The organism is Streptomyces sp. MBT53, from assembly GCF_016654115.1.
GTDB lineage: Bacteria > Actinomycetota > Actinomycetes > Streptomycetales > Streptomycetaceae > Streptomyces.
Window position 1 is genome coordinate 19,592 of the sequence record NZ_JAEQAZ010000035.1, and the last position, 20,420, is coordinate 40,011.

16 protein-coding genes are annotated in these 20,420 nt (G+C 70.3%); 5 read left to right on the forward strand and 11 right to left on the reverse strand.

Annotated features, from left to right (window positions below):
* The 4 genes from JHN45_RS15505 to JHN45_RS15520 form a co-directional block, all read right to left on the reverse strand.
* Window positions 1-2,451, reverse strand: a complete 2,451-nt coding sequence (locus JHN45_RS15505) for a [protein-PII] uridylyltransferase (RefSeq protein ID WP_200709727.1) — start codon at window positions 2,449-2,451, stop codon at window positions 1-3.
* 25 nt (window positions 2,452-2,476) lie between these two features.
* Window positions 2,477-2,815: a P-II family nitrogen regulator gene (locus JHN45_RS15510; protein WP_003997576.1), complete on the reverse strand. Its 339-nt coding sequence runs from the start codon at window positions 2,813-2,815 to the stop codon at window positions 2,477-2,479.
* Entirely contained in the window at window positions 2,812-4,146 is a 1,335-nt protein-coding gene (locus tag JHN45_RS15515) for an ammonium transporter (protein ID WP_200709726.1), read from the reverse strand. The genes JHN45_RS15510 and JHN45_RS15515 overlap by 4 nt, the downstream gene beginning before the upstream one ends.
* Window positions 4,147-4,718: 572 nt before the next feature.
* Window positions 4,719-6,203: a hypothetical protein gene (locus JHN45_RS15520; RefSeq protein ID WP_200709725.1), complete on the reverse strand. Its 1,485-nt coding sequence runs from the start codon at window positions 6,201-6,203 to the stop codon at window positions 4,719-4,721.
* 446 nt (window positions 6,204-6,649) lie between these two features.
* Here JHN45_RS15520 and JHN45_RS15525 point away from each other — a divergent pair, with 446 nt between their 5' ends.
* A complete protein-coding gene (locus tag JHN45_RS15525; protein ID WP_201049381.1) occupies window positions 6,650-7,315 on the forward strand; it encodes a bifunctional DNA primase/polymerase in 666 nt (221 codons plus the stop codon).
* 167 nt (window positions 7,316-7,482) lie between these two features.
* Here JHN45_RS15525 and ftsY read toward each other — a convergent pair whose 3' ends face one another.
* A complete protein-coding gene (ftsY, locus tag JHN45_RS15530) occupies window positions 7,483-8,685 on the reverse strand; it encodes a signal recognition particle-docking protein FtsY (RefSeq protein ID WP_201049382.1) in 1,203 nt (400 codons plus the stop codon).
* Window positions 8,686-8,861: 176 nt separating this feature from the next.
* Here ftsY and JHN45_RS15535 point away from each other — a divergent pair, with 176 nt between their 5' ends.
* Together JHN45_RS15535 and JHN45_RS15540 are read left to right on the forward strand one after the other, a co-directional pair.
* Window positions 8,862-9,833, forward strand: coding sequence for an LLM class flavin-dependent oxidoreductase (locus tag JHN45_RS15535; protein ID WP_200709722.1), 972 nt, complete (start codon window positions 8,862-8,864; stop codon window positions 9,831-9,833).
* Between the two features lie 63 nt (window positions 9,834-9,896).
* Complete coding sequence (locus JHN45_RS15540) at window positions 9,897-10,256, forward strand: hypothetical protein (protein ID WP_234467721.1); 360 nt, start codon at window positions 9,897-9,899, stop codon at window positions 10,254-10,256.
* A gap of 86 nt (window positions 10,257-10,342) precedes the next feature.
* On the opposite strand, the gene JHN45_RS15545 is transcribed toward JHN45_RS15540, so the two are convergent.
* The 4 genes from JHN45_RS15545 to JHN45_RS15560 form a co-directional block, all read right to left on the reverse strand.
* Window positions 10,343-11,764 (reverse strand): sugar porter family MFS transporter, encoded by a 1,422-nt coding sequence (locus JHN45_RS15545; protein WP_201049383.1) that lies wholly within the window; start codon window positions 11,762-11,764, stop codon window positions 10,343-10,345.
* Between the two features lie 220 nt (window positions 11,765-11,984).
* Window positions 11,985-15,605 carry a chromosome segregation protein SMC gene (gene smc / locus JHN45_RS15550; protein WP_201049384.1) on the reverse strand — a complete coding sequence of 1,207 codons (3,621 nt, stop codon included), beginning with the start codon at window positions 15,603-15,605 and terminating at the stop codon, window positions 11,985-11,987.
* A gap of 216 nt (window positions 15,606-15,821) precedes the next feature.
* Window positions 15,822-16,022: a hypothetical protein gene (locus tag JHN45_RS15555; RefSeq protein ID WP_019068749.1), complete on the reverse strand. Its 201-nt coding sequence runs from the start codon at window positions 16,020-16,022 to the stop codon at window positions 15,822-15,824.
* A 392-nt stretch (window positions 16,023-16,414) separates the two neighbouring features.
* Window positions 16,415-16,696 (reverse strand): acylphosphatase, encoded by a 282-nt coding sequence (locus JHN45_RS15560; RefSeq protein WP_201049385.1) that lies wholly within the window; start codon window positions 16,694-16,696, stop codon window positions 16,415-16,417.
* A 155-nt stretch (window positions 16,697-16,851) separates the two neighbouring features.
* Between JHN45_RS15560 and JHN45_RS15565 the strand changes: the two genes are divergently transcribed.
* Both JHN45_RS15565 and JHN45_RS15570 read left to right on the forward strand, forming a co-directional pair.
* Window positions 16,852-18,123 carry a CAP domain-containing protein gene (locus JHN45_RS15565; protein WP_200709717.1) on the forward strand — a complete coding sequence of 424 codons (1,272 nt, stop codon included), beginning with the start codon at window positions 16,852-16,854 and terminating at the stop codon, window positions 18,121-18,123.
* Window positions 18,124-18,230: 107 nt separating this feature from the next.
* Window positions 18,231-18,632 (forward strand): helix-turn-helix domain-containing protein, encoded by a 402-nt coding sequence (locus tag JHN45_RS15570; RefSeq protein WP_201049386.1) that lies wholly within the window; start codon window positions 18,231-18,233, stop codon window positions 18,630-18,632.
* Here JHN45_RS15570 and mutM read toward each other — a convergent pair.
* Both mutM and rnc read right to left on the reverse strand, forming a co-directional pair.
* Complete coding sequence (gene mutM, locus JHN45_RS15575) at window positions 18,629-19,483, reverse strand: bifunctional DNA-formamidopyrimidine glycosylase/DNA-(apurinic or apyrimidinic site) lyase (protein WP_201049387.1); 855 nt, start codon at window positions 19,481-19,483, stop codon at window positions 18,629-18,631. The genes JHN45_RS15570 and mutM overlap by 4 nt on opposite strands.
* Before the next feature lie 81 nt (window positions 19,484-19,564).
* Window positions 19,565-20,407: a ribonuclease III gene (gene rnc, locus JHN45_RS15580; protein ID WP_201049388.1), complete on the reverse strand. Its 843-nt coding sequence runs from the start codon at window positions 20,405-20,407 to the stop codon at window positions 19,565-19,567.
* Window positions 20,408-20,420 lie beyond the last annotated feature (13 nt).

A 20,420-nucleotide genomic window follows, 5' to 3' on the forward strand; every position in this document is an offset into this window, starting at 1 on the left:
TCAGCCGCGCAGGGTTTCCTCCAGTTTGCGTGCGACCGCCGTGGCCTCCTCCGTCGGCAGGGGGGTGCCCTCGGCTCCGGTGACGTAGAACGCGTCCACCGCGTTCGACCCCAGCGTGCTGACGTGCATGCTCCGCACCCGCACCTTCGCCTCGTCCAGCGCCCGCCCGATCCGGTGCAGCAGCCCAGGTGCGTCGTGCGCCCGCACCTCGATGACCGTGGCGTGCCGGGAGGCTGCCGGGGCGACCGTGACTCGGGCCGCCGGTGCCACGACGCCCCGGCGGCGCGGGTACGCCGCGTCCCGCTCCGCCAGCCGCCCCGCGATGTCCAACGACCCGTCCAGGGCCCGTACGAGATCCGCGCGCAGCCGGGCCGCCTGGGGCAGGGAGCCGTACTCGGCGGCGACCCGCCAGTTCAGCAAGAGGACCGAGCCGTCCACGCCGGCCGGGAGGTCCAGCGCGCGCAACTCCGCCGTACGGACCGTCAGGCGGTGCATCGCCAGGACGCCCGCCACCGCGGGAAGTACGCCCGGCTGGTCCGGTACGGCGATCAGGAGTTCCACGCCGAGGGGTTCGGGGTCGCCGGAGGGCTCGTCCTCGGACGGGGGTTCGGTCTGGGCGCGGAGTGCGAGCACGGGACCGCCCGTCGCCACGGCCTCGATCGCCAGGCGCTCCTGCTCCGCCGTGGCCGCGCCCGCCTCGGGCTCCTCGGGGGCGTCCCCGGAGAGGACCGCGGCGACCCGCTTCACCAGGTCGGCGACGAGGGATGCCCGCCAGGACGACCAGGCGGCCGGGCCGGTGGCCAGCGCGTCCGCCTCGGTCAGGGCGTGCAGCAGCTCCAGCGTGCCCGTCGTACCGACCGCCTCGGCGACCGAGCGGACCGTCGCCGGGTCCTCCAGGTCGCGCCGGGTGGCCGTGTCGATGAGGAGGAGGTGATGGCGTACGAGCGTGGCGAGCACGGCGACGTCCGCTCGGTCGAAGCCGATGCGGGCGGCCACGTCCTTGGCGATGATCTCGCCGGCCACGGAGTGGTCGCCGGGCCAGCCCTTGCCGATGTCGTGCAGCAGCGCGGAGACCAGCAGGAGGTCGGGGCGGCTGACACGACGGGCGAACTCCGAGGCGCGGACGGCCGTTTCGATGAGGTGCCGGTCGACGGTCCAGATGTGCACGGCGTTGCGCTGCGGACGGCAGCGCACCCGCTCCCAGTCCGGGAGGAGCCGCGTGATCAGGCCTTCCGCCTCCAGCGCCTCCCACACGTCCACCGTCGGCTGTCCGGAACCGAGCAGCGTCACGAGCTGTTCGCGCGCCTCGGCGGGCCAGGGCGTGGGCAGCGGGCGCACGGTGGTCGCCATGCGCCGTACGGCGTGCAGGGAGAGCGGGAGTCCGGCCTGCGCGGCGGCAGCGGCGGCGCGCAGCGGGAGGACGGGGTCGCGTTCGGGGCGGGCGGCGCGGGCGAGCACGACCTCGCCGTCCTGCTCCACGACGCCTTCGGCGAGCGGGGAGCGCTCGGCGGTCGGTTTGGCACCGCCCCCGAGCATGGCGCGCAGCCTCGGCCGCACGGCCCGCGACCGCAGCACGCGCCCCACCTCGCGCCAGGTGACATCACTGGCGTACGACACGACGCGTGCCGCTTCGTAGACCTGGCGCAGCAGGGTGTCCGCGTCGAGGAGGCCGAGTTCGGCGGCGACCTGGTCCTGTTCCTGGAGCGCGAGCCGGTCGGTGGCGCGGCCGGTGGTGAGGTGCAGGGCGTCGCGCACGTCGAGGAGGCGGCGTCTGGCGTCGGCGAGGCCCTCGCGCGGGGCGTCGGCGAGCCACGAGGCCGCTACGGCGCGCAGCGCGGTGGCGTCGCGGAGGCCGCCGCGGGCCTCCTTGAGGTCGGGTTCGAGGAGGTACTGCAACTCGCCCTGGCGCTCGGCGCGTTCGGCGCAGAGTTCCTGGAGTTCGGGGAGGCGTTTGGGCGCCTGGTTGCGCCAGTCGGCGAGGACGGCCGTGCGCAGGGAGGCGGTCAGGCCGAGGTCGCCTGCGATGTGGCGGGCGTCCAGGAGGCCGAGCTGGACCTTGAGATCCTCGCCGGCGGTCTTGCGGGCCTCGGCCGGAGTGCGGACCGAGTGGTCCAGGGCGAGGCCGAGGTCCCAGACGGGGTACCAGATGCGGTCGGCCAGGGCGGCCACCGCGCCGGAGTCGGAGCCGTCGTGCAGGAGGAGCAGGTCGAGGTCGCTGCGCGGGGAGAGTTCACCGCGGCCGTAGCCGCCTACGGCGACCAGGGAGACGCCCTTGAGTGCTTCGTTGCCGGCGGCGAAGAGGCCGGTCAGCCAGTCGTCGGTCAGTTCGGCGAGGGCGGCACGGCGCGGCGGCCCGGACCGCGCCCCCTCAGTGAGGAGGCGCAGCCGGGCCGCCGCGTAGCCGCTGGGTCCGGAGTCCTCTGCATCCTTGCGCACGTCCGTACTCGTCACCCAGCGACTCCTGTTCGTTTCTTTTTTAGAGCGCGTCCGGTCCGCGCTCGCCGGTCCTGACCCGGACGGCCGTCTCGACCGGGAGGGACCAGACCTTGCCGTCACCGATCTTGCCGGTGCGGGCGGCCTTGACGATGACGTCGATCAGCTGCTCGGCGTCGTCGTCCTCGGCCAGCACCTCGATGCGGATCTTGGGGACCAGGTCGACCGTGTACTCGGCGCCCCGGTAGACCTCGGTGTGTCCCCGCTGACGACCGTAGCCGCTCGCCTCGGTGACCGTCAGACCGTGGACCCCGAAGGCCTGGAGGGCTTCCTTGATCTCGTCGAGCCGGTGGGGCTTCACGACGGCGGTGATGAGCTTCATGCGTCCACCTTCTTCGTCTCCGTGGCAGCGGTGAGGGTGCCGCCGCTGAGGCCGCCGCCGGCGCCGCTGAAGTCGTATGCGGTCTCGGCGTGCTCGGCCTGGTCGATACCGGAGATCTCCTCGTCCTCGGTGACCCGCATACCGATGGTCTTGTCGAGGAGGAAGGCGAGGATCGCGGAGGCCACCAGGGAGTAGCCGAGGACCGCGCCGACACCGGCGAACTGCTTCCACAGCTGGGTGAAGGAGTGGTCGCCGTAGAAGACGCCGGTCGCGGCGGACTGGCCCTTGCCGGTGGCGAAGAAGCCGATGAGCAGGGAGCCGAGGATACCGCCGACCATGTGGACGCCGACGACGTCGAGGGAGTCGTCGAAGCCGAACTTGTACTTGAGGCCCACGGCCGCGGCACAGCCGACACCGGCGATGGCGCCGACCGCGATCGCGCCGAGCGGGGAGATCGCGCCGCCCGAGGGGGTGATGGCGACCAGACCCGCGACGGCACCGGAGGCGGCACCGAGCGTGGTGAACGCGCCGTGGCGGATCTTCTCGTAGGCGAGCCAGGCGAGCATGGCGGCGGCGGTGGCGACCTGAGTGTTGACGAACATCAGCGCGCCGACGCCGTCGTCGTTGCCGAGCCACGAACCGGCGTTGAAGCCGAACCAGCCGAACCACAGGAGACCGGCGCCGAGCATGACCAGCGGAAGGCTGTGCGGACGCATGGGGTCACGCTTGAAGCCGACGCGCTTGCCGATGACCAGGATGACGCCGAGGGCGCCGGCACCGGCGTTGATGTGGACCGCGGTACCACCGGCGAAGTCGATCACACCGAGCTTGAAGGCCCAGCCGTCGGCGCCCCACACCCAGTGGGCGACGGGGACGTAGACGACGGTCAGCCAGAGGGCGACGAAGAGGCACCAGGCCGAGAACTTCACGCGGTCGGCGATGGCACCGCTTATCAGGGCCGGGGTGATGACGGCGAACATCATCTGGAAGACCATGAACACGAAGATCGGGATGGTGTAGCCGGGCCAGAGGTCCGTCAGTCCGACGTCGCTCATGCCGAGCCAGTGGGAGTCGTAGCCGATGAAGCCGTTACTCGAACCGAAGGCGAGCGAGAAGCCGTAGAGGACCCACAGGATGGTGACGATCCCGATGCTGATGAAGCTCATCATCAGCATGTTGAGGGTGCTCTTGACGCGGACCATGCCGCCGTAGAAGAAGGCGAGTCCCGGTGTCATGAGCAACACCAGGGCGGAACAGATGAGCATGAAGCCTGTGTTCGCGGAGGACAGTTTGGGTGCCTCCGCGGCAAGCGTGATGGCGGCTGATGCCATCGGCGTCTCCTCGTCGGTTGTACGGCCCCGTGCGGGCGAAGCCTGGATGCGGTCCGGTCAAGGCGGGGGGTCCGGTTATGCGCCATGAGATTGGCGCAGCGCGGTTTCGGTCGAAGCCCCACGTTGTTTCGCCGGGGTGACGAAGGCGCCGTGCGTGTTACGCGTCGATGAACTGCCGGATCTCCGGCCGGGCGATCGTTATCGTCGCGCAACCTTCCCCGGCGGCGGGAAACCGGCCGCGGCCGGAGTTCCGGCGGCGGGCGCGGGGGCGCCGGGGCATGGGGTCCTGGCCCCTTCGGCACGCTCCCCGGGCCCTGTCGGGGGTCCCCCGGCGAGGCCGACGATTCCGGCCGGACCACCGGCGCCGCGCACCACCCCGCGGACGGTCTTTCGAATACGAGTCAGGAAGGGCCGGACGGTCCTGTGACCACCCGGCCCGCACCGCCGTACCGGCCGCCGCGCGATCCGCGGACGCACAAGAAACCGGCCGCGGTCGGCCTTCCGATGACCTGGCATGGGGGAGCCGAGTCGGGCTGTTCGGGAAGGCCGGCCGCGGCCGGGGTCTGGGTGGGTCAGACCGCCTCGGCGGTCTCGGGGAGCTCGATGGCGAGCCGGTCGGTGAGGTCGATGACCTCGGCCAGTTCGCCGAAGTCGCGGACCGCCGTGTCGATCGTCTTTCGGATACGAGTGTTCACGCGCTCGGAGCGCACCTTCTTGGCGACGGTCATCGCCTCGGCCGCGAGCACCGCGCCCTGCTCCGGCTCCCGCTGCAGCAGGTGCACGGTGGCCATGCCGATGAGATTGAGCGCGTACGACCGCTTGTGGTCGTCGTCCTTGGCGAAGAGGTCCACCGCCCGCTGCATGACGGGCTCGGCCAGCGAGGCGTAGGCGGGGCTGCGGCCGGCGACGTAGGCGAGGTCGCGATAGGAGTGCGAGTTCTCGCCGTACAGCTCGGCCTCGGAGAAGAAGCGGATCCAGTCCGGGTCCGGGTCGTCCCACTCGTGTACGTCGGCGAAGGTGTCCTCGGCCATCCGGACGGCCCGCTTGCACTTCCCGGGCTGCCCCATGTTGGCGTAGGCGCGGGCCTCCATCGCATACAGCATCGACTGGGTGCGCGGGCTCGCGCAGTCCCGGCTGCCGTACTGCGCGAGGTGGATCAGCTCCAGCGCGTCGTCGGGCCGGCCGAGGTGGATCATCTGACGGCTCATGCTGGACAGCACGTACGACCCGAGCGGCTTGTCACCCGCCTCCTTCGCGGCGTGCAGGGCGAGCACGAAGTACTTCTGCGCGGTGGGCTGGAGCCCCACGTCGTACGACATCCAGCCCGCCAGCTCGGCGAGTTCGCCGGCGACCTTGAACAACTTGCGGTTGGTGGCCTCGGGTTGGGGCTCCTGGAGGAGGTCGGTCACCTCGTGCAGCTGCCCCACGACGGCCTTGCGGCGCAGACCGCCGCCGCACTGGGCGTCCCACTTGCGGAACATCGCCGTGGTGGACTCCAGGAGCTCCAACTCCGGCTTGGAGAGCCGCCCGACGTGCCGGGAGGAACCCGCCGGCTCGGGCTCCGGCGGGAGGGCCGAGGGGCCGGGGACCAGCCAGCGCTGCATGGGCTCGATGAGGGACGGCCCCGCGGACAGGGCCAGCGAGGTTCCGAGGAAGCCGCGCCGCGCCAGCATGAGGTCGCTGCGCGAGAACTCGCTGAGCAGCGCCACCGTCTGCGGGGCCGTCCAGGGCAGGTCGACGCCGGACACGGACGGTGCCTGGCGGGCGGCGCGCAGGCCCAGGTCCTCGACCGAGACGACACAGCCGAAGCGCTCGGAGAACAGCTCCGAGAGGATCCTCGGGATCGGCTCGCGCGGGTTCTCGCCGTCCAGCCAGCGGCGCACGCGGGAAGTGTCCGTGGAGATGTGGTTGGCGCCCAACTGGCGTGCCCGGCGGTTCACTTGGCGCGCCAGTTCGCCCTTGGACCAGCCGCTGCGCACGAACCACGAGCCGAGCAGCTCATTGGGGCGCTTGTCCGTACTGGCCGCGGTCGTCCCGCCTCCGCCGTTGCCGCCCACTGGAACGCCCCCATCCCTGGAACCACTTGTCGCCGCTGTGCGCCAAGCCCTATCAGAATGCCGGTAAATACGGCTTCCCGTCCCGCACTTGTCACCCTTCGAACGAGATGACGAGTTGCCTCCGGCATACCCACGAGTGCATGTGCCCCGAGGACTTGTGCACACAAAGTAATCCTACGATCACGGGTCCAGCCACGGCGATCCCGGAAACGCCACCATTCGCCACCCCTTCGAATGAACCTACGGTTGCCTCCGCACGATTCACTTGACATAGGACGGCCGGAGGTGGGCGTAGCGGTGCACGCAGGGGCGCGTGCCGCCGAGCACACCACCCGGGATGCTCCTGGGCGCCGCCTGGACCCAGCGGCACCGGGTAGGCGTGGACGCAGAGTGACGATCCGCATCCGTCTCGTAACCACCGGTGCGTCGGACCCGTTGGAGGGGGCATGGGCTTCACGATCGGCAGCAGCCGGGGTATCCGCGACATCCGGTCCGGCACGCGCCGTCGCGGCCGCACCTCGGAGTGCACGGCCGTGGCCGAGTTCACCGGGCTGTGGGGCTGGGACGTGGTCGCGGGCGCGCGGGCCGCGGGCGGCGCGTGCTCCTGCGGCGACACCAAGTGCCCCGCGCCGGGCGCGCATCCCCTCGCCTTCGCCCCCGAGGTACGGGCCGGCGCGACCCTCGACGAAGTCACCGAGGCCTGGGCCGAGTTGCCGGGCGCGTCGGTGATGCTGCCGGTGGGCCGCGCCTTCGACGTCATCGAAGTGGCCGAGCCCGCGGGCCGCCGCGCACTGGCCCGCCTGGAGCGCATGGGCCTCCCCCTCGGCCCGGTGGCGGCGACCCCCGACCACCGCGCCCACTTCTTCGTGGCCCCCGGCGCAGCCGCCGAACTCCCCTCCCTCCTCTACCGCATGGGCTGGGACGACCCCACGTCCCGCGACCTACGCGGCCTGGGCCCCGGCACCCACATCACGGCCCCACCCTCCGACCGAGCAGGCCAGGGCCCGGTCCGCTGGCTCCGCTCCCCCGCGCTCGACTCGGCGACGAGGCCGCCTGCGGCCCGCTTGTTGCTGGGCACACTGGCGTACGTGGCACACAGGTCGCGCGCATAGCCGTAGAACGACGAAGTGCCCGTCCCCAACGGCGAGTTGAGGGACGGGCACTTCTTGGAAGAGGGCCGACCAAAGCGCGCCCTTCAGGGGCGCGGGGCTGTGACCTTTGCGGCTCCGCCGCGTGGGCGCGATCAGCCCCCACCGACCCGCAGCCAACAAACAGCCGATCAGTCCCCAATAAGGGCATCGACAAACGCCTCCGGCTCAAAGGGCGCCAAGTCATCCGCCCCCTCACCCAGCCCGATCAACTTCACCGGCACCCCCAACTCCCGCTGCACGGCAACCACGATGCCCCCCTTGGCCGTACCGTCCAGCTTGGTCAGCACAATGCCCGTGATGTCGACGACCTCGGCAAAGACCCGCGCCTGCACCAGCCCGTTCTGCCCAGTGGTCGCGTCAAGAACGAGCAGCACCTCGTCGAGCGGCGCATGCTTCTCCACGACTCGCTTGACCTTGCCCAGCTCATCCATGAGCCCGGTCTTCGTGTGCAACCGCCCGGCCGTGTCGATGAGGACGACGTCGACCCCCATCTCCTTACCCTCCTTCACCGCGTCGAACGCGACGGAGGCAGGGTCACCGGCCTCGGGCCCGCGCACGGTGTGGGCCCCGACCCGCTCACCCCAGGTCTGCAACTGATCGGCCGCGGCGGCCCGGAACGTGTCGGCGGCACCGAGCACGACGGTACGGCCGTCGGCGACAAGCACCCGGGCGAGCTTGCCGGTGGTCGTGGTCTTGCCCGTGCCGTTGACCCCGACGACCATCACGATGCCGGGCTTGCGGTCCTCGGGCTCGGTCTTCACGGTCCGGTCGACATCCGTGCCGACCAGCTTGAGCAGTTCCTCGCGGAGCAGCGCGCGCAGCTCCTGCGGGGTCCGGGTGCCGAGCACCTTGACCCGCTCGCGGAGCGCGTCGACCAGCTCCTGGGTGGGCGCGACGCCGACGTCCGCGGTGAGGAGGGTCTCCTCGATCTCCTCCCACGTGTCCTCGTCGAGGTGCTCGCGGGACAGCAGCGTGAGCAGCCCCTGGCCGAGCGCGTTCTGCGAGCGGGAGAGCCGGGCGCGCAGCCGGACGAGGCGTCCGGCGGTCGGCTCGGGGACCTCCAGTACGGGGGCTTCCGGTGCGGGCGGTTCCTCGACGGCGACCGGGGCCGACCCGTCGGGGAGATCCACCTCCTCTATGGTCCGGCGCGCTTCGTCGCGCGGCGTCTCGGCCTCGTCGCCGATGTGCGGCTCGGCCGGCGGGGCGGTGATGTCGGGCACGGAGGTGGGCGGCGGGGGCAGCGGCTTCTTGCGCCGACTGCCGACGACGAGCCCGCCGAGCGCACCGAGCACGACCACGGCGATGACTACAGCAAGGATGACGGTTTCCATAACCCACCCAGTATCAGCCATGGGCCTGGCCGGGGCCCAGCGCGGGCGCGCGGCCGAGTGGTCACCGTCGGTGTCGCCACGCCCTGGGCCGGCCCCGAACCGCTGCGGTCATGCCCATGGCCATCTGACATACCGTCAGCTAACGTCCCCCACCACACACGGAAGGGGGACCTCCCATGCCCGTCTCGGTCGTCCGCTTCAACCTCGTCGAACCCGGCGCCACCCCCGCCTCGCTGAGCGCCCGCTACCGGGCCGCCCTGGAGATGACCGCGTACGCCGACGAGCACGGGATCACCACCGTGCAGACGGAGGAGCACCACGGCGTCGCCAACAACTGGATGCCGTCGCCGTTCGCCTTCGCGGGCGCGGTCTTCGGCGCGACCCGGCACATCGCGGTGACCGTCTCCGCGGTCATCGGCCCGCTGCACGACCCGCTCCGGCTGGCCGAAGACATCGCCGTACTGGACCTGTTGAGCGGCGGCCGACTGGTGACCGTGGCCGGGATCGGCTACCGCCCGGAGGAATACGCCCAGTTCGACGTGGAGTGGAAGCAACGCGGCAGGCTCCAGGACGAGTTGCTGGAGACGGTCCTCAAAGCGTGGTCCGGCGAGGAGTTCGAGTACCGGGGCCGTACGGTACGGGTCACCCCGCGCCCCTTCTCCGACCCGCACCCCCTGCTGCTGGTCGGCGGCTCCTCCAAGGCCGCCGCGCGCCGGGCCGCCCGGCTGGGTCTGCCGTTCTTCCCCAGCGCGCATCTGCCCGACCTGGAGGCGTACTACAAGGACCGGCTCGTGGAGTACGGCACCGAGGGCTGGACGATGATGCCGGGCGCGGAGACCCCGCTGCTGCACATCGCCGAGGACCCGGACCGGGCGTGGGCCGAGTACGGCGCACACTTCCTGCACGAGGCGCGGACCTACGCCTCCTGGCAGTCCGGGGAGATCCGCTCGGCGGTGAAGTCGGGGGCCACCACCGTGGCCGAGCTGCGCGCGGAGGGCGTCTACCGGATCCTCACGCCGGACCAGTGCGTGGCGCTGGGTCTCGACAATCTCGTACTGCATCCGCTGGCGGGCGGAATGCCGGTCGACGAGGGATGGCGCAGCCTGCGGCTGTTCGCGGAGCGGGTGCTGCCGGTGCTCGGGGAGTGAGCACCGAGTGACTCTTACCCGTAACCGGTGGACCGGCCGGTCCACCGGTGGTCCACTGCGGTCATGACCTTGGCAGTGGATGTGTTCCTGCGTGACGCGGACGGCCAGTGGAACGTGCTCGACGTTCCCGAGGGGTGCAACGACTCGGCCGGCTTCGAGAACTGGCGCGAGACCGTGTGGGGTTCCCCGGCCGTACGGTCGCTCGGCGCCACGTATCTTCCCGTGCTGGCCAGCAGCGACCTGTACGTCGAGGCCTCGGACGTACCGGAGTTCCTGCGCGAGGTCGCGCTGCTGCGGGCGCATCTCGAAGCCGTCGCCGCGGCCGTGGGAGAGGCTCCCGACCTGGTCGGGAGCCGCCTGGACAACATCGAGTCGGCCGCCCTGCGCGCCCGGGAGATCGGCGGCGGCGTCCTGATCTGGTGAGCTCATCGCCGTAGGACGGAAAGGGATTCGGGGAGACGGGCGGCGGGGGATGGAGCCCGTCTCCCCGAGCTTGTGGGAGGGCTTGGTCAGCCCATGTCCTCCAGCTTCTTGCCCTTCGTCTCCTTCACGAACTTCAGGACGAACGGGATGGAGAGCGCGGCGAAGACCGTGTAGATCACATAGGTCGCGGAGAGGTTCCAGTCGGCCAGCGACGGGAAGCTCGCGGTGATGGCCCAGTTGGCGATCCACTGCGCGGAGGCGGCGACACCGAGGGCGGCGGCGCGGATCTTGTTCGGGAACATCTCGCCGAGGAAGACCCAGACCACGACACCCCAGGACAGGGCGAAGAAGAGGACGAAGACGTGGGCCGCGATCAGCGCGGTCCAGCCCTGCGCGGAGGGCAGCTTGCCGTCGACCAGGTCGTAGGAGAAGGCCCAGGCCTCCAGCGCGAGACCGACGACCATGCCGACCGACCCGATGAGGGCCAGCGGCTTACGGCCGATGCGGTCCACGAAGATCATGGCGATCACGGTGCCGATGATGTTCACGATCGACGTCGTGAAGGAGTAGAAGAACGACTCCGTGGGGTCGACGCCGACGGACTGCCACAGCGTCGAGGAGTAGTAGAACGCGACGTTGATGCCGACGAGCTGCTGGAAGGCCGAGAGGCCGATGCCGACCCAGACGATCGGCTTGAAGTAGAAGCCGCCACCGCCGAGCAGATCCTTGAAGGTCGACTTGTGCTCGCTCTTCATCGCGTGCTCGATCTCGGCGACGCGGGCGTCCAGGTCGATGTCGTCGCCCTCGACCTCACGCAGCACCGCGTGGGCGCGGTCCAGCTTGCCCGCCGAGATCAGGAAGCGCGGGGACTCGGGGATCGCGAACGAGAGCAGGCCGTAGAGGACGGCCGGGATCACCATGACGCCGAGCATGACCTGCCAGGCCTCCAGGCCCATGAGCTTGCCGCGCTGGTCGCCGTCGGCGGCGTTCAGCAGACCCCAGTTGACCAGCTGCGAGATCGCGATGCCGATGACGATCGCGGCCTGCTGGAAGGAGCCGAGCCGGCCGCGGTACGCGGGCGGGGAGACCTCGGCGATGTAGGCGGGGCCGATGACGGAGGCCATGCCGATGGCGAAGCCGCCGATGATCCGCCAGAAGGCGAGGTCCCAGAGCGCGAAGGGCAGCGCGGAGCCGACGGCGCTGATCGTGAACATCACCGCGGAGATCTGCATACAGCGGATACGGCCGATGCGGTCGGCGATACGGCCGGCGGTCGCGGCGCCGATCGCACAGCCGATCAGGGCGATCGCGATGACCTGGGCGAGGGCCGCGGAGCCGATGTCGTAGCGACTGCGGATCGCCTCGACGGCGCCGTTGATCACGGAGCTGTCGTAGCCGAAGAGGAAGCCGCCCATCGCGGCCGCCGCCGCGATGAAGATGACGTGCCCGAGATGTTCGGGATGAGCCGACCCGGCTCCTGACTGAGGTGCCTGCGCAGTGCTGGTCACGTGTAACTCCTGAGGCCACCGGCGTCGCTGCCGGGGTGCGGGGGGCGACCCTTCCAGTGGCGCACAGCTTCCCGCTGCCCACCACCTGAAGGTAAAAGCAACGCTGAAGAGACTATGCCTTCAAGTTTCGAAGTCAACAGGGGGTCTCTTGTGAACTTCAGCGCCACAGATAGCCGCAGGCGATGGCTCTGAATTCAAGACTTGAATGATTGGTGGAGGTCTAGCGAAGGCGCTGGGAGATGACCTTCGACACCCCGTCGCCCTGCATGGAGACGCCGTACAACGCGTCGGCGACCTCCATGGTGCGCTTCTGGTGGGTGATCACGATCAGCTGCGAGGCCTCCTGCAGCTCCTGCATGATCCGGATCAGCCGCTGCAGGTTGGTGTCGTCGAGCGCGGCCTCGACCTCGTCCATCACATAGAACGGACTGGGCCGCGCCTTGAAGATCGACACCAGCAGCGCCACGGCGGTGAGGGACCGCTCCCCACCGGACAGCAGGGAGAGCCGCTTGACCTTCTTGCCCGGCGGACGGGCCTCCACATCGACACCCGTGGTCAGCATGTTGTCGGGATCGGTCAGGATCAACCGCCCCTCACCACCCGGGAACAGCCGGCTGAACACACCCTCGAACTGGATCGCCGTGTCCCGATACGCCTCGGTGAAGACCTGCTCGACGCGCTCGTCGACCTCCTTCACCACTTGAAGCAGGTCGGCGCGGGTCTTCTTCAGGTCCTCCAGCTGCTCGCTGAGGAACTTGTGCCGCTCCTCCAGCGCCGCGAACTCCTCCAGCGCGAGGGGGTTCACCTTTCCCAGCTGCTGGTACGCCCGTTCGGCCGACTTGAGCCGCTTCTCCTGCTCCGCGCGGTGGAACGTACGGGGCTGGTTGCGCGGGTCCTCCGGATCCTCCGGCAGCACCTCGCCCTCGGCGGCGAGCGAGGGCGGCACGAGCTGATGCGGCCCGTACTCCTCGATCAGCCCCGCCGGCTCCACCCCCAACTCCTCCAGCGCCTTGGTCTCCAGCTGCTCGATCCGCATCCGCTTCTCGGCACCGAGCACCTCACCCCGGTGCACCGAGTCCGTCAGCTTGTCGAGCTCGCCCTTGAGGTCACGCCCCTGGTTACGGGCGGCGGTCAGCTCCTGCTCCCGGCGCGCCTTGGCGGCATCGGCGGCGGTCCGCTCCGCGTCGGCACGGCCGAGGGACACCTCGACGTGCGCGAGGAGTTGCCGTGCCCCGAAGGCAACGGCCTCGGCGACGGCGGCCTCGTGCCGCAACCTCGCGAGCCGCTGCTCCGCCCGCGCCCGCGCCTCGCGCTCCGCTCGGGCGGCGCGGTCGAGCGAATCGGCCCGCCCGGCAAGCCCCTTGACCCGCTCCTCATGCGTACGGACCTGAAGCCGCGCCTCCATCTCGGTCTGCCGAGCGTTGGCACCGTCAGCCGCGAGCCGGTCCCGCACGGAGGTGTCGGGCTCCTCCTCGACCGGCATCTCCTCAGCCACAGCCAGCCGTTCGGCCAGCACTTCGGCCTCTTCTACGGCCTTGTCGAGCGCGTCCTGGGCCCGTGCGGCGGCAGCGGTCGACCGCTCGGCCTCGCCTGCCGCGCCGCGTGCCTGCCCTGCCAGTCGGCCCAACTGCTGTGCCACGGCCGACTTTTCACGCTCGGCGGCCCTGCGCCGGTCCCCCAACTCCTCGACCAGCGCGGCACATTCCTTGCGGCGCTCGACTGCGGTCTGCTGCGCGCCGGTCAACTCCTCGCAGCGGACGGCGAGTTCTTCGAGTTCGGCGGCGGCTTCGTCGACGGAGGCCTGGACTTCGAGGAGGCTGGGGGCGCCTGCGGAGCCGCCGTGGGCGAAGTGGGCGCCGAGCAGGTCGCCTTCGGCGGTTACCGCGGTCAACTCGGGGTGCGTATATACGAGTTGCTCGGCGTCTTCGAGGGTGTCCACTACGACGATGTTGTGGAGGAGGCGGCGGACTGCGGGCAAGAGGTCGGCGGGGGCGCGGACCAGATCCGCCGCGAAAGGTTGGTGGGCGGGTGCGGGTGAGTCGTGGCTGGGCGCGCCCCGCGGCGGAGCCGCAAATGGATGCTGCCCCGCGCCCCTTTGGGGCGCCTCAGCGGGCGGAGTTGAATCTGCGGCCAGTAGCAAAGCAGCCCTGCCCCCGTCCTGCTTGCGCAGCAGGCGGATCGCGTCGGCCGCCGATGACGGGGTCGTCACCGCGATCGCGTCCGCCGCCGCCCCGAAGGCTGCCGCCAGGGCGACCTCGTGGCCCGGCGTGACCGTCAGCAGTTCCGCCGCCGGGCCCAGCAGGCCCGTGAGGCGGTCCCGGGCGCCGAGCAGTATCCCCGTGCCGTCCTTGCGCCGTAGGCCCAGTGCCAGGGCGTCGCGGCGGGCCTGGGTGGCGGCGCGTTGGCGTTCCGCGGCGGTGGACGCCTCGCGGGCTGCGGACTGGGCGGCCTCCGCCTCCGCCAGTGCGGTCCGGGCCGCCTTGTGCTGTTCGGAGAGTTCCTCGTCGCCCGCGTCGAGGCCGTCGACCTCGGCCTGGAGCGTCTCGTACTCCTCCTGTGCGGCCGTGGCCCGTTCCTGGGCCTCGTCGCGGGCGGAGGCGAGGCGGTCGATCTCGGCCTGGGCGGAGGCGGCGCGTGAACGGGCCGCGTTGACCTGGCCGTTGAGCCGGGCGAGCCCCTCTCGGCGGTCGGCGATGGAACGGGCCAGATCCTTCAACCGCCGTTCCTCGGCGGTGAGTTCACGCTCCAGTTCGGAGCGGTGGGCGACCGTGTCCTCCAGCGCGTGCTCGGCCGCCTCCAGGGCCGCTTCCAACTCGGCCTCCTGCTCGCGGATCCGGGCGGCCTCGCGCTCCATGTCCTCGGGGTCACGACCGCGCCGTTCCTCGGGGGGAGCGGAGGTCGCGCTCTTCACGCGGGCGTCGGCCAGTGAGATCGTGCCGCGTACCCGCTCGGCCAGCTGGGACAGCTCGTACCAGGTCTGCTGGGCGCGCTGGAGGCGCGGGGTGAGCTGCCGTACCTCGTCCTCCAGGAGTCCCTCGCGCTGGAGCGCCTTGCGCAGCTCCAGTTCGGCGGCTTCCTTGCGTTCCTTGAGCGCGGCCTCGTCGGCGATCTCGGTGTTCAGCGCCTGGCGGAGTCGTACGAGATCGTCGGCGAGCAGGCGGAGGCGGGCGTCTCGGAGGTCCGCCTGGATGACGGCGGCGCGGCGGGCGACCGCGGCCTGGCGGCCCAAGGGCTTGAGCTGGCGGCGGAGTTCGTCCGTGAGGTCCTGCACGCGGGCGAGGTTGGCCTGCATCGCGTCCAGCTTGCGGAGCGCCTTCTCCTTGCGCTTGCGGTGCTTGAGGACGCCGGCCGCCTCCTCGATGAAGGCGCGGCGGCCCATGGGGTCGGCGTGCAGGACGGAGTCGAGCTGGCCCTGGCCGACGATGACGTGCATCTCGCGGCCGATGCCGGAGTCGGAGAGGAGTTCCTGGATGTCGAGGAGGCGACACGTGTCGCCGTTGATCTGGTACTCGCTGCCGCCGTTGCGGAACATGATCCGCGTGATGGTGACCTCGGCGTACTCGATGGGCAGCGCGCCGTCGGAGTTGTCGATGGTCAGGGACACCTCGGCGCGGCCCAGCGGGGGGCGGCCGGTGGTGCCGGCGAAGATGACGTCCTCCATCTTGCCGCCGCGCAGCGACTTGGCGCCCTGTTCGCCCATGACCCAGCTGAGCGCGTCCACGACATTGGACTTGCCCGAGCCGTTCGGACCGACGACGCACGTGATCCCCGGTTCGAACCGGAGCGTGGTCGCCGAGGCGAACGACTTGAACCCGCGCAGGGTCAGGGCCTTGAGGTGCACGGCGCTGGACTCTACCTTCCGCTGCTCGCTCTCTCCATGAACGTCCGGTTCCCCGCGGTTTCGCCCTTGAACGTGCAGGGCACACCAAACGTTAAAGAGGGTGGAGGCTTGCGGGGGAAAGAAAGAAGGGACGCCGAAGCGTCCCTTGCAAACTCTGACAACTTAGCGGTTGATACAGGCCGCCCAACCACTGCTTGTCATGATGCGGTGCAGTGATCAGGTGAGCGCGGGCTCCGCCTGGCGTGCGTCGAGCTCGAGAAGCGAATCGTGAGTTGCGGCAGCCGTCAGCGCGTCGTTCTCTTCCTGGATCCGAACGAGCTCGGATTCCAGGTCCTGGACGCGCTGCTGGAGCCGTCGCATCTCGGCGAGGAGTCGCGGGTCGGAGCCGCCGACGTAACCGAGAAGCGCCTTTGCCATGATGGATGGTCCTCCACACTGAGTGACCGACCGAAGCGGTGTGGGTCGTGAGGGAATCGCACCCGCGATGCTTGACACACTCAAGGGTTGCTCTGCTGTTCTTCCATGCCAAACAGCTAAGGTGCGCGGGGTTTTCAGCGTCTCACCAAAATGTTTGACGGTCAACACGATCACGCCCCGTATTGGCGGGCGACCCGGGGGCGCGCGGCCCTGACCGGGCGGCGCTGCGGCTCCTGCGGGGCCTGACGGGACTGGCGATCATCCTTAGGTGCGGAGCCTGCCAGAGCGAGCCGTTCTTGGCAACCACCAGGTCGTTTCCGCTGTGGGCAGGTGCGGGTGGCATGTCCCGGCGCTTCCGCCAGGGCCGCTTTACACCTTTTCGCAGAATGTGCTCAGCGGATCGCGAAGCCGTCGTAGCCGCCGCGAGGTGTGTCCCAGATCTCGGTGACGCCGTCCACGCGCCCGGGCGTGTCGTATCCCTGGAGCCAGTCGAGGAGTCCTTCGCAGCCCGCGCGCGATCCCTCCGCGACCACTTGTACGCGTCCGTCGCCCAAATTGAGAGCAAAACCACTCAGGCCCCCGATCTCCAGGGCCTTGGCACGGGTAAACCACCGAAAACCCACACCTTGCACACGCCCTCGCACCCAGGCGACCAACCGCACATCCTCGCTCATGGCTGCAACCTAACCGGCCAATGTCTCTCCGGACACTTGCTCCCCTCGCGCCATGCGGTACCGTCCGCCCCAATGAATCTCATATGAAACTCACTCGATCGAGTGAGCTGGGTCACCGCACGGACGAGTTGACCGCAAGGACGAAAGGCAAGGACATGGGACGCCACCGACGCTCCGCCGCCGGCCGCGCCGCCACGAGCCGCGCCACGGGGGTCACAGAGACGCACGGCTCATACACGAGCGGCTACGACCCGCACGACTCGTACGACTGGAACGACCACGCCGACGGTTCCGGCTGGAACGCCGCCGACGGCTCGACGATCGGCATGGCGCCCTATCTGCACCCGGAGGGCCCCGCCGAGTTCCACCCGAACCGCCAGGCCCACACCGACCACCAGATGCACCCCGACAGCCAGGTCCGCGCGAACCGCGGGGGCGAGGCCGGCTACGAGGCCCCTCCGAAGTCGGAGGCCCGGCTGCGGGCCGAGAGCCGGCTGAAGTCCGACTCCCGGCTGAAGAGCGAGGCCTACCTCTTCGCCACGGAGGAGGACTACGCCGTGGTCTTCCCCGAGGCGGCCGCCTCCCGGGGCGACGGCTCACGCCCGGGCAACGGCCGTGGACGCCGCCGTAAGCGCAAGAGCGTGACACCTGTCAAGACGGGCCTGATCGGGGTCTCCGCCGCCGTCGCCATCGGTACGGTCGCGGTCGCCGCGGGCGCGATGCCGGGGCTGGACAACTACAAGCTCGGCGGCGGCAACAAGAGCGACAACGTGCAGGCCGCCGGCTCCCCGTCCAACTCGGCGACCGAGCAGGGCGGTACCTCCGGCAGCGCGGAGTCCCGCGACTCCGGCTCGTCCACGAGCCGCGACGCGAACCGCGCGGCCTCCCCGTCGGCGGCTCCGACCAAGTCCGCCACCGCTCCCGCCACCAAGGCCCCGGCGAAGAAGCCGGCGGCCACCCCGACCGAGGAGCCGACGACGTCGACTCCCTCGGCGAAGCCCACCCCGACGCCGACGCAGTCCGCCGACACTCCGGTGACGGTCTCCGCGGAGGCCGCCGCCGAGGCCGAGGTGCTGAAGCTCGTCAACGAGCAGCGCGCGATCGCCGGCTGCAGCCCGGTGGCCGCCAACAGCTCGCTGACCACGCTGGCCGAGAACTTCAGCCAGCAGATGGCCGACGAGGACTTCTTCGACCACACCGACCCCAGCGGGGCCACCCCGTGGGACCGGGCGGAGAAGCTCGGCATCACCAACCTCGGCGGCGAGAACATCGCCCGCGGCCAGGCGGACGCCGCCGCGGTCATGGACGCCTGGATGAACAGCCCCGGCCACAAGGCCAACATCCTGAACTGCGATTTCAAGACCCTGGGCGTCGGTGTGCACTTGGGCACCGGCGGTCCGTGGTGGACGCAGGACTTCGGGTACTAGTCCGACGCCGACAGGCACCGACAGGCACCGACAGGCACCGACAGGGAGCGCTAACCAACGGTTAGTGCTCCCTTCTGGTTAGCGCTGCGTTCGCGTACGCTGAAGAAATGGACAGCACCCAGGAGCGTACGGAGGAGCAGAACTACCCGTACAGCGTGTTCGCCAAGGCCTGCCCCTCCCGAGCCACCCTGGAGCACATCACGGGCCGCTGGGGCGGACTCACCCTGTGCGCGCTGCAGGGGGGCTCGCTGCGCTTCAACGAGCTGCGGCGGCGCATCGACGGCGTGAGCGAGAAGATGCTCTCGCAGACCCTGCACCAGCTGGAGCGCGACGGCCTGGTGCTCCGCGACGCCCAGCCGACGAACCCGCCCCGCGTGGACTACGAACTGACCCCGCTCGGACGCGCCGTCGCCGAACACCTCAAGGGACTCGTCGACTTCATGGAGAGCCGTATGGACGACGTCCTCGCCGCCCGCACGCGCTACGACGAGACACGGGACGGCCGCTAACTCCTCGGCGCCCGCTGGCACTTCGGGCAGAAGTAGCTCGACCGGTTCATCCACGCCTGCCGCTTCATCGGCGTACCGCAGCGCCGGCACGGCAGGCCCTCGCGGCCGTACGCGTCGAGCGAGCGGTCGAAGTAGCCCGACTCCCCGTTCACGTTGACGTACAGGCTGTCGAAGCTGGTGCCGCCCACGTCGAGGGCCGCGGTCATCACATCCCGTGCGTGGCCCAGGAGTTCGGCGGTGCGCGGGCGGGTGAAGGCCGCGGTCGGGCGTTCGTAGTGGACGCGGGCCCGCCAAAGGGCCTCGTCCGCATAGATGTTGCCGACTCCGCTGATCAACGACTGGTCGAGCAAGGCCCGTTTGATGGTCGTGCGCTTGCGGCGCAGCGCCTGGTGGAACAACTCGTCGTCGAACAGCGGGTCCAGGGGGTCACGGGCGATGTGCGCGATGACGTCCGGTAGCCCGTCCGGGGTGGTGTCGTGCAACGACAGCCCGCCGAAGGTGCGTTGGTCGACGAAGCGGAGTTCGGTACCGAGGGTGTCGGCGAACCGGACCCGGATGCGCAGGTGCTTCTCGTCGGGGAACTCGTGCTGCTGGACGAGGAGTTGACCGCTCATCCCGAGGTGGGCCAGTACCGCCTGGTGGGTGTCCTCGAGCGGCAGCCACAGGTACTTGCCGCGGCGGCTCGGGGTGCCGATGCGATGCCCCTTGAGCCGGTGCGCGAAGTCGTCGGCGCCGGCGACATGGCGTCGTACCGCACGCGGATGCAGCACCTCGGTGTCGGTGACGGTGCGCTGGGCGACCCACCGCTCCAGACCGCGCCGGACGACCTCGACCTCGGGCAACTCGGGCATGGCATCCCCTGCTGGTCACGGGTGTGAATGAACCGAGCGCCCGCCCCACTCGGGGACGGGCGCTCGGGTCGCGCTGTTCGGTCAGGCGGACGCCGACGACTGGTCGGCGCTCTCCTCGGCAGGCTGCTCAGCGGCCTCGGCGACGACCTCGACGGCCTGCTCGGCCGCCTCCTTCGCCTTCTTGGCGCGCTCGTCCGCGTCGGCCCGGATGGACCGCCAGGCGGACTCGGCGGCCTGCTGCTCCGCCTCCTTCTTGCTGCGGCCGGTGCCGGTGCCGTACGAGACGCCTCCGACGCGGGCGGCAGCAGTGAAGGTCTTCTCGTGATCGGGGCCGGTCTCCGTGACCAGGTACTCGGGAACACCGAGTCCTTCGGTCGCGGTGAGCTCCTGGAGACTGGTCTTCCAGTCCAGGCCGGCACCGAGGTTCGAGGACTTCTCGATGAGCGGGTCGAACAGGCGGTGCACCAGTTCGGAGGCCGCGTCGAGGCCCTGGTCGAGATAGACCGCGCCGATCACCGCTTCAAGGGTGTCGGCGAGGATGGACGCCTTGTCCCGGCCACCCGTGCCCTCTTCGCCCCGGCCGAGCCGGATGAAGGAGCCGAGTTCCAGACCGCGACCGACCTCCGCCAGCGCACGAGAATTGACCACCGCGGCCCGCAGCTTGGCCAGTTGGCCTTCGGGCAGGTCGGGGTGGGTCGTGTACAGCGTGTCCGTGACGACGAGGCCGAGCACGGAGTCCCCGAGGAACTCCAGCCGCTCGTTCGTCGGCAGACCGCCGTTCTCGTACGCGTACGAACGGTGGGTCAGCGCACGCACCAGAAGGGCGGACTCGAGGTGATACCCGAGCCGCCCTTCCAACAGCGTGGGGGACGAGGCCGTGTCCGCCTGGTTCTTGGCGACTGAGTCCGCCTTGACGTCAGACATGGAGCCTCTCACC

What these genes read in the sequence shown, in the direction of transcription:
- JHN45_RS15535 (WP_200709722.1), top strand. Translation starts at nt 8,862, where the DNA reads ATGCCCGTCTCGGTCGTCCGCTTCAACCTCGTCGAACCCGGCGCCACC.
- JHN45_RS15525 (WP_201049381.1), top strand. Translation starts at nt 6,650, where the DNA reads ATGGGCTTCACGATCGGCAGCAGCCGGGGTATCCGCGACATCCGGTCC.
- ftsY (WP_201049382.1), bottom strand. Translation starts at nt 8,685, where the DNA reads ATGGAAACCGTCATCCTTGCTGTAGTCATCGCCGTGGTCGTGCTCGGT.
- JHN45_RS15515 (WP_200709726.1), bottom strand. Translation starts at nt 4,146, where the DNA reads ATGGCATCAGCCGCCATCACGCTTGCCGCGGAGGCACCCAAACTGTCC.
- JHN45_RS15565 (WP_200709717.1), top strand. Translation starts at nt 16,852, where the DNA reads ATGGGACGCCACCGACGCTCCGCCGCCGGCCGCGCCGCCACGAGCCGC.
- rnc (WP_201049388.1), bottom strand. Translation starts at nt 20,407, where the DNA reads ATGTCTGACGTCAAGGCGGACTCAGTCGCCAAGAACCAGGCGGACACG.
- JHN45_RS15570 (WP_201049386.1), top strand. Translation starts at nt 18,231, where the DNA reads ATGGACAGCACCCAGGAGCGTACGGAGGAGCAGAACTACCCGTACAGC.
- JHN45_RS15540 (WP_234467721.1), top strand. Translation starts at nt 9,897, where the DNA reads ATGACCTTGGCAGTGGATGTGTTCCTGCGTGACGCGGACGGCCAGTGG.
- mutM (WP_201049387.1), bottom strand. Translation starts at nt 19,483, where the DNA reads ATGCCCGAGTTGCCCGAGGTCGAGGTCGTCCGGCGCGGTCTGGAGCGG.
- JHN45_RS15560 (WP_201049385.1), bottom strand. Translation starts at nt 16,696, where the DNA reads ATGAGCGAGGATGTGCGGTTGGTCGCCTGGGTGCGAGGGCGTGTGCAA.
- JHN45_RS15510 (WP_003997576.1), bottom strand. Translation starts at nt 2,815, where the DNA reads ATGAAGCTCATCACCGCCGTCGTGAAGCCCCACCGGCTCGACGAGATC.
- JHN45_RS15555 (WP_019068749.1), bottom strand. Translation starts at nt 16,022, where the DNA reads ATGGCAAAGGCGCTTCTCGGTTACGTCGGCGGCTCCGACCCGCGACTC.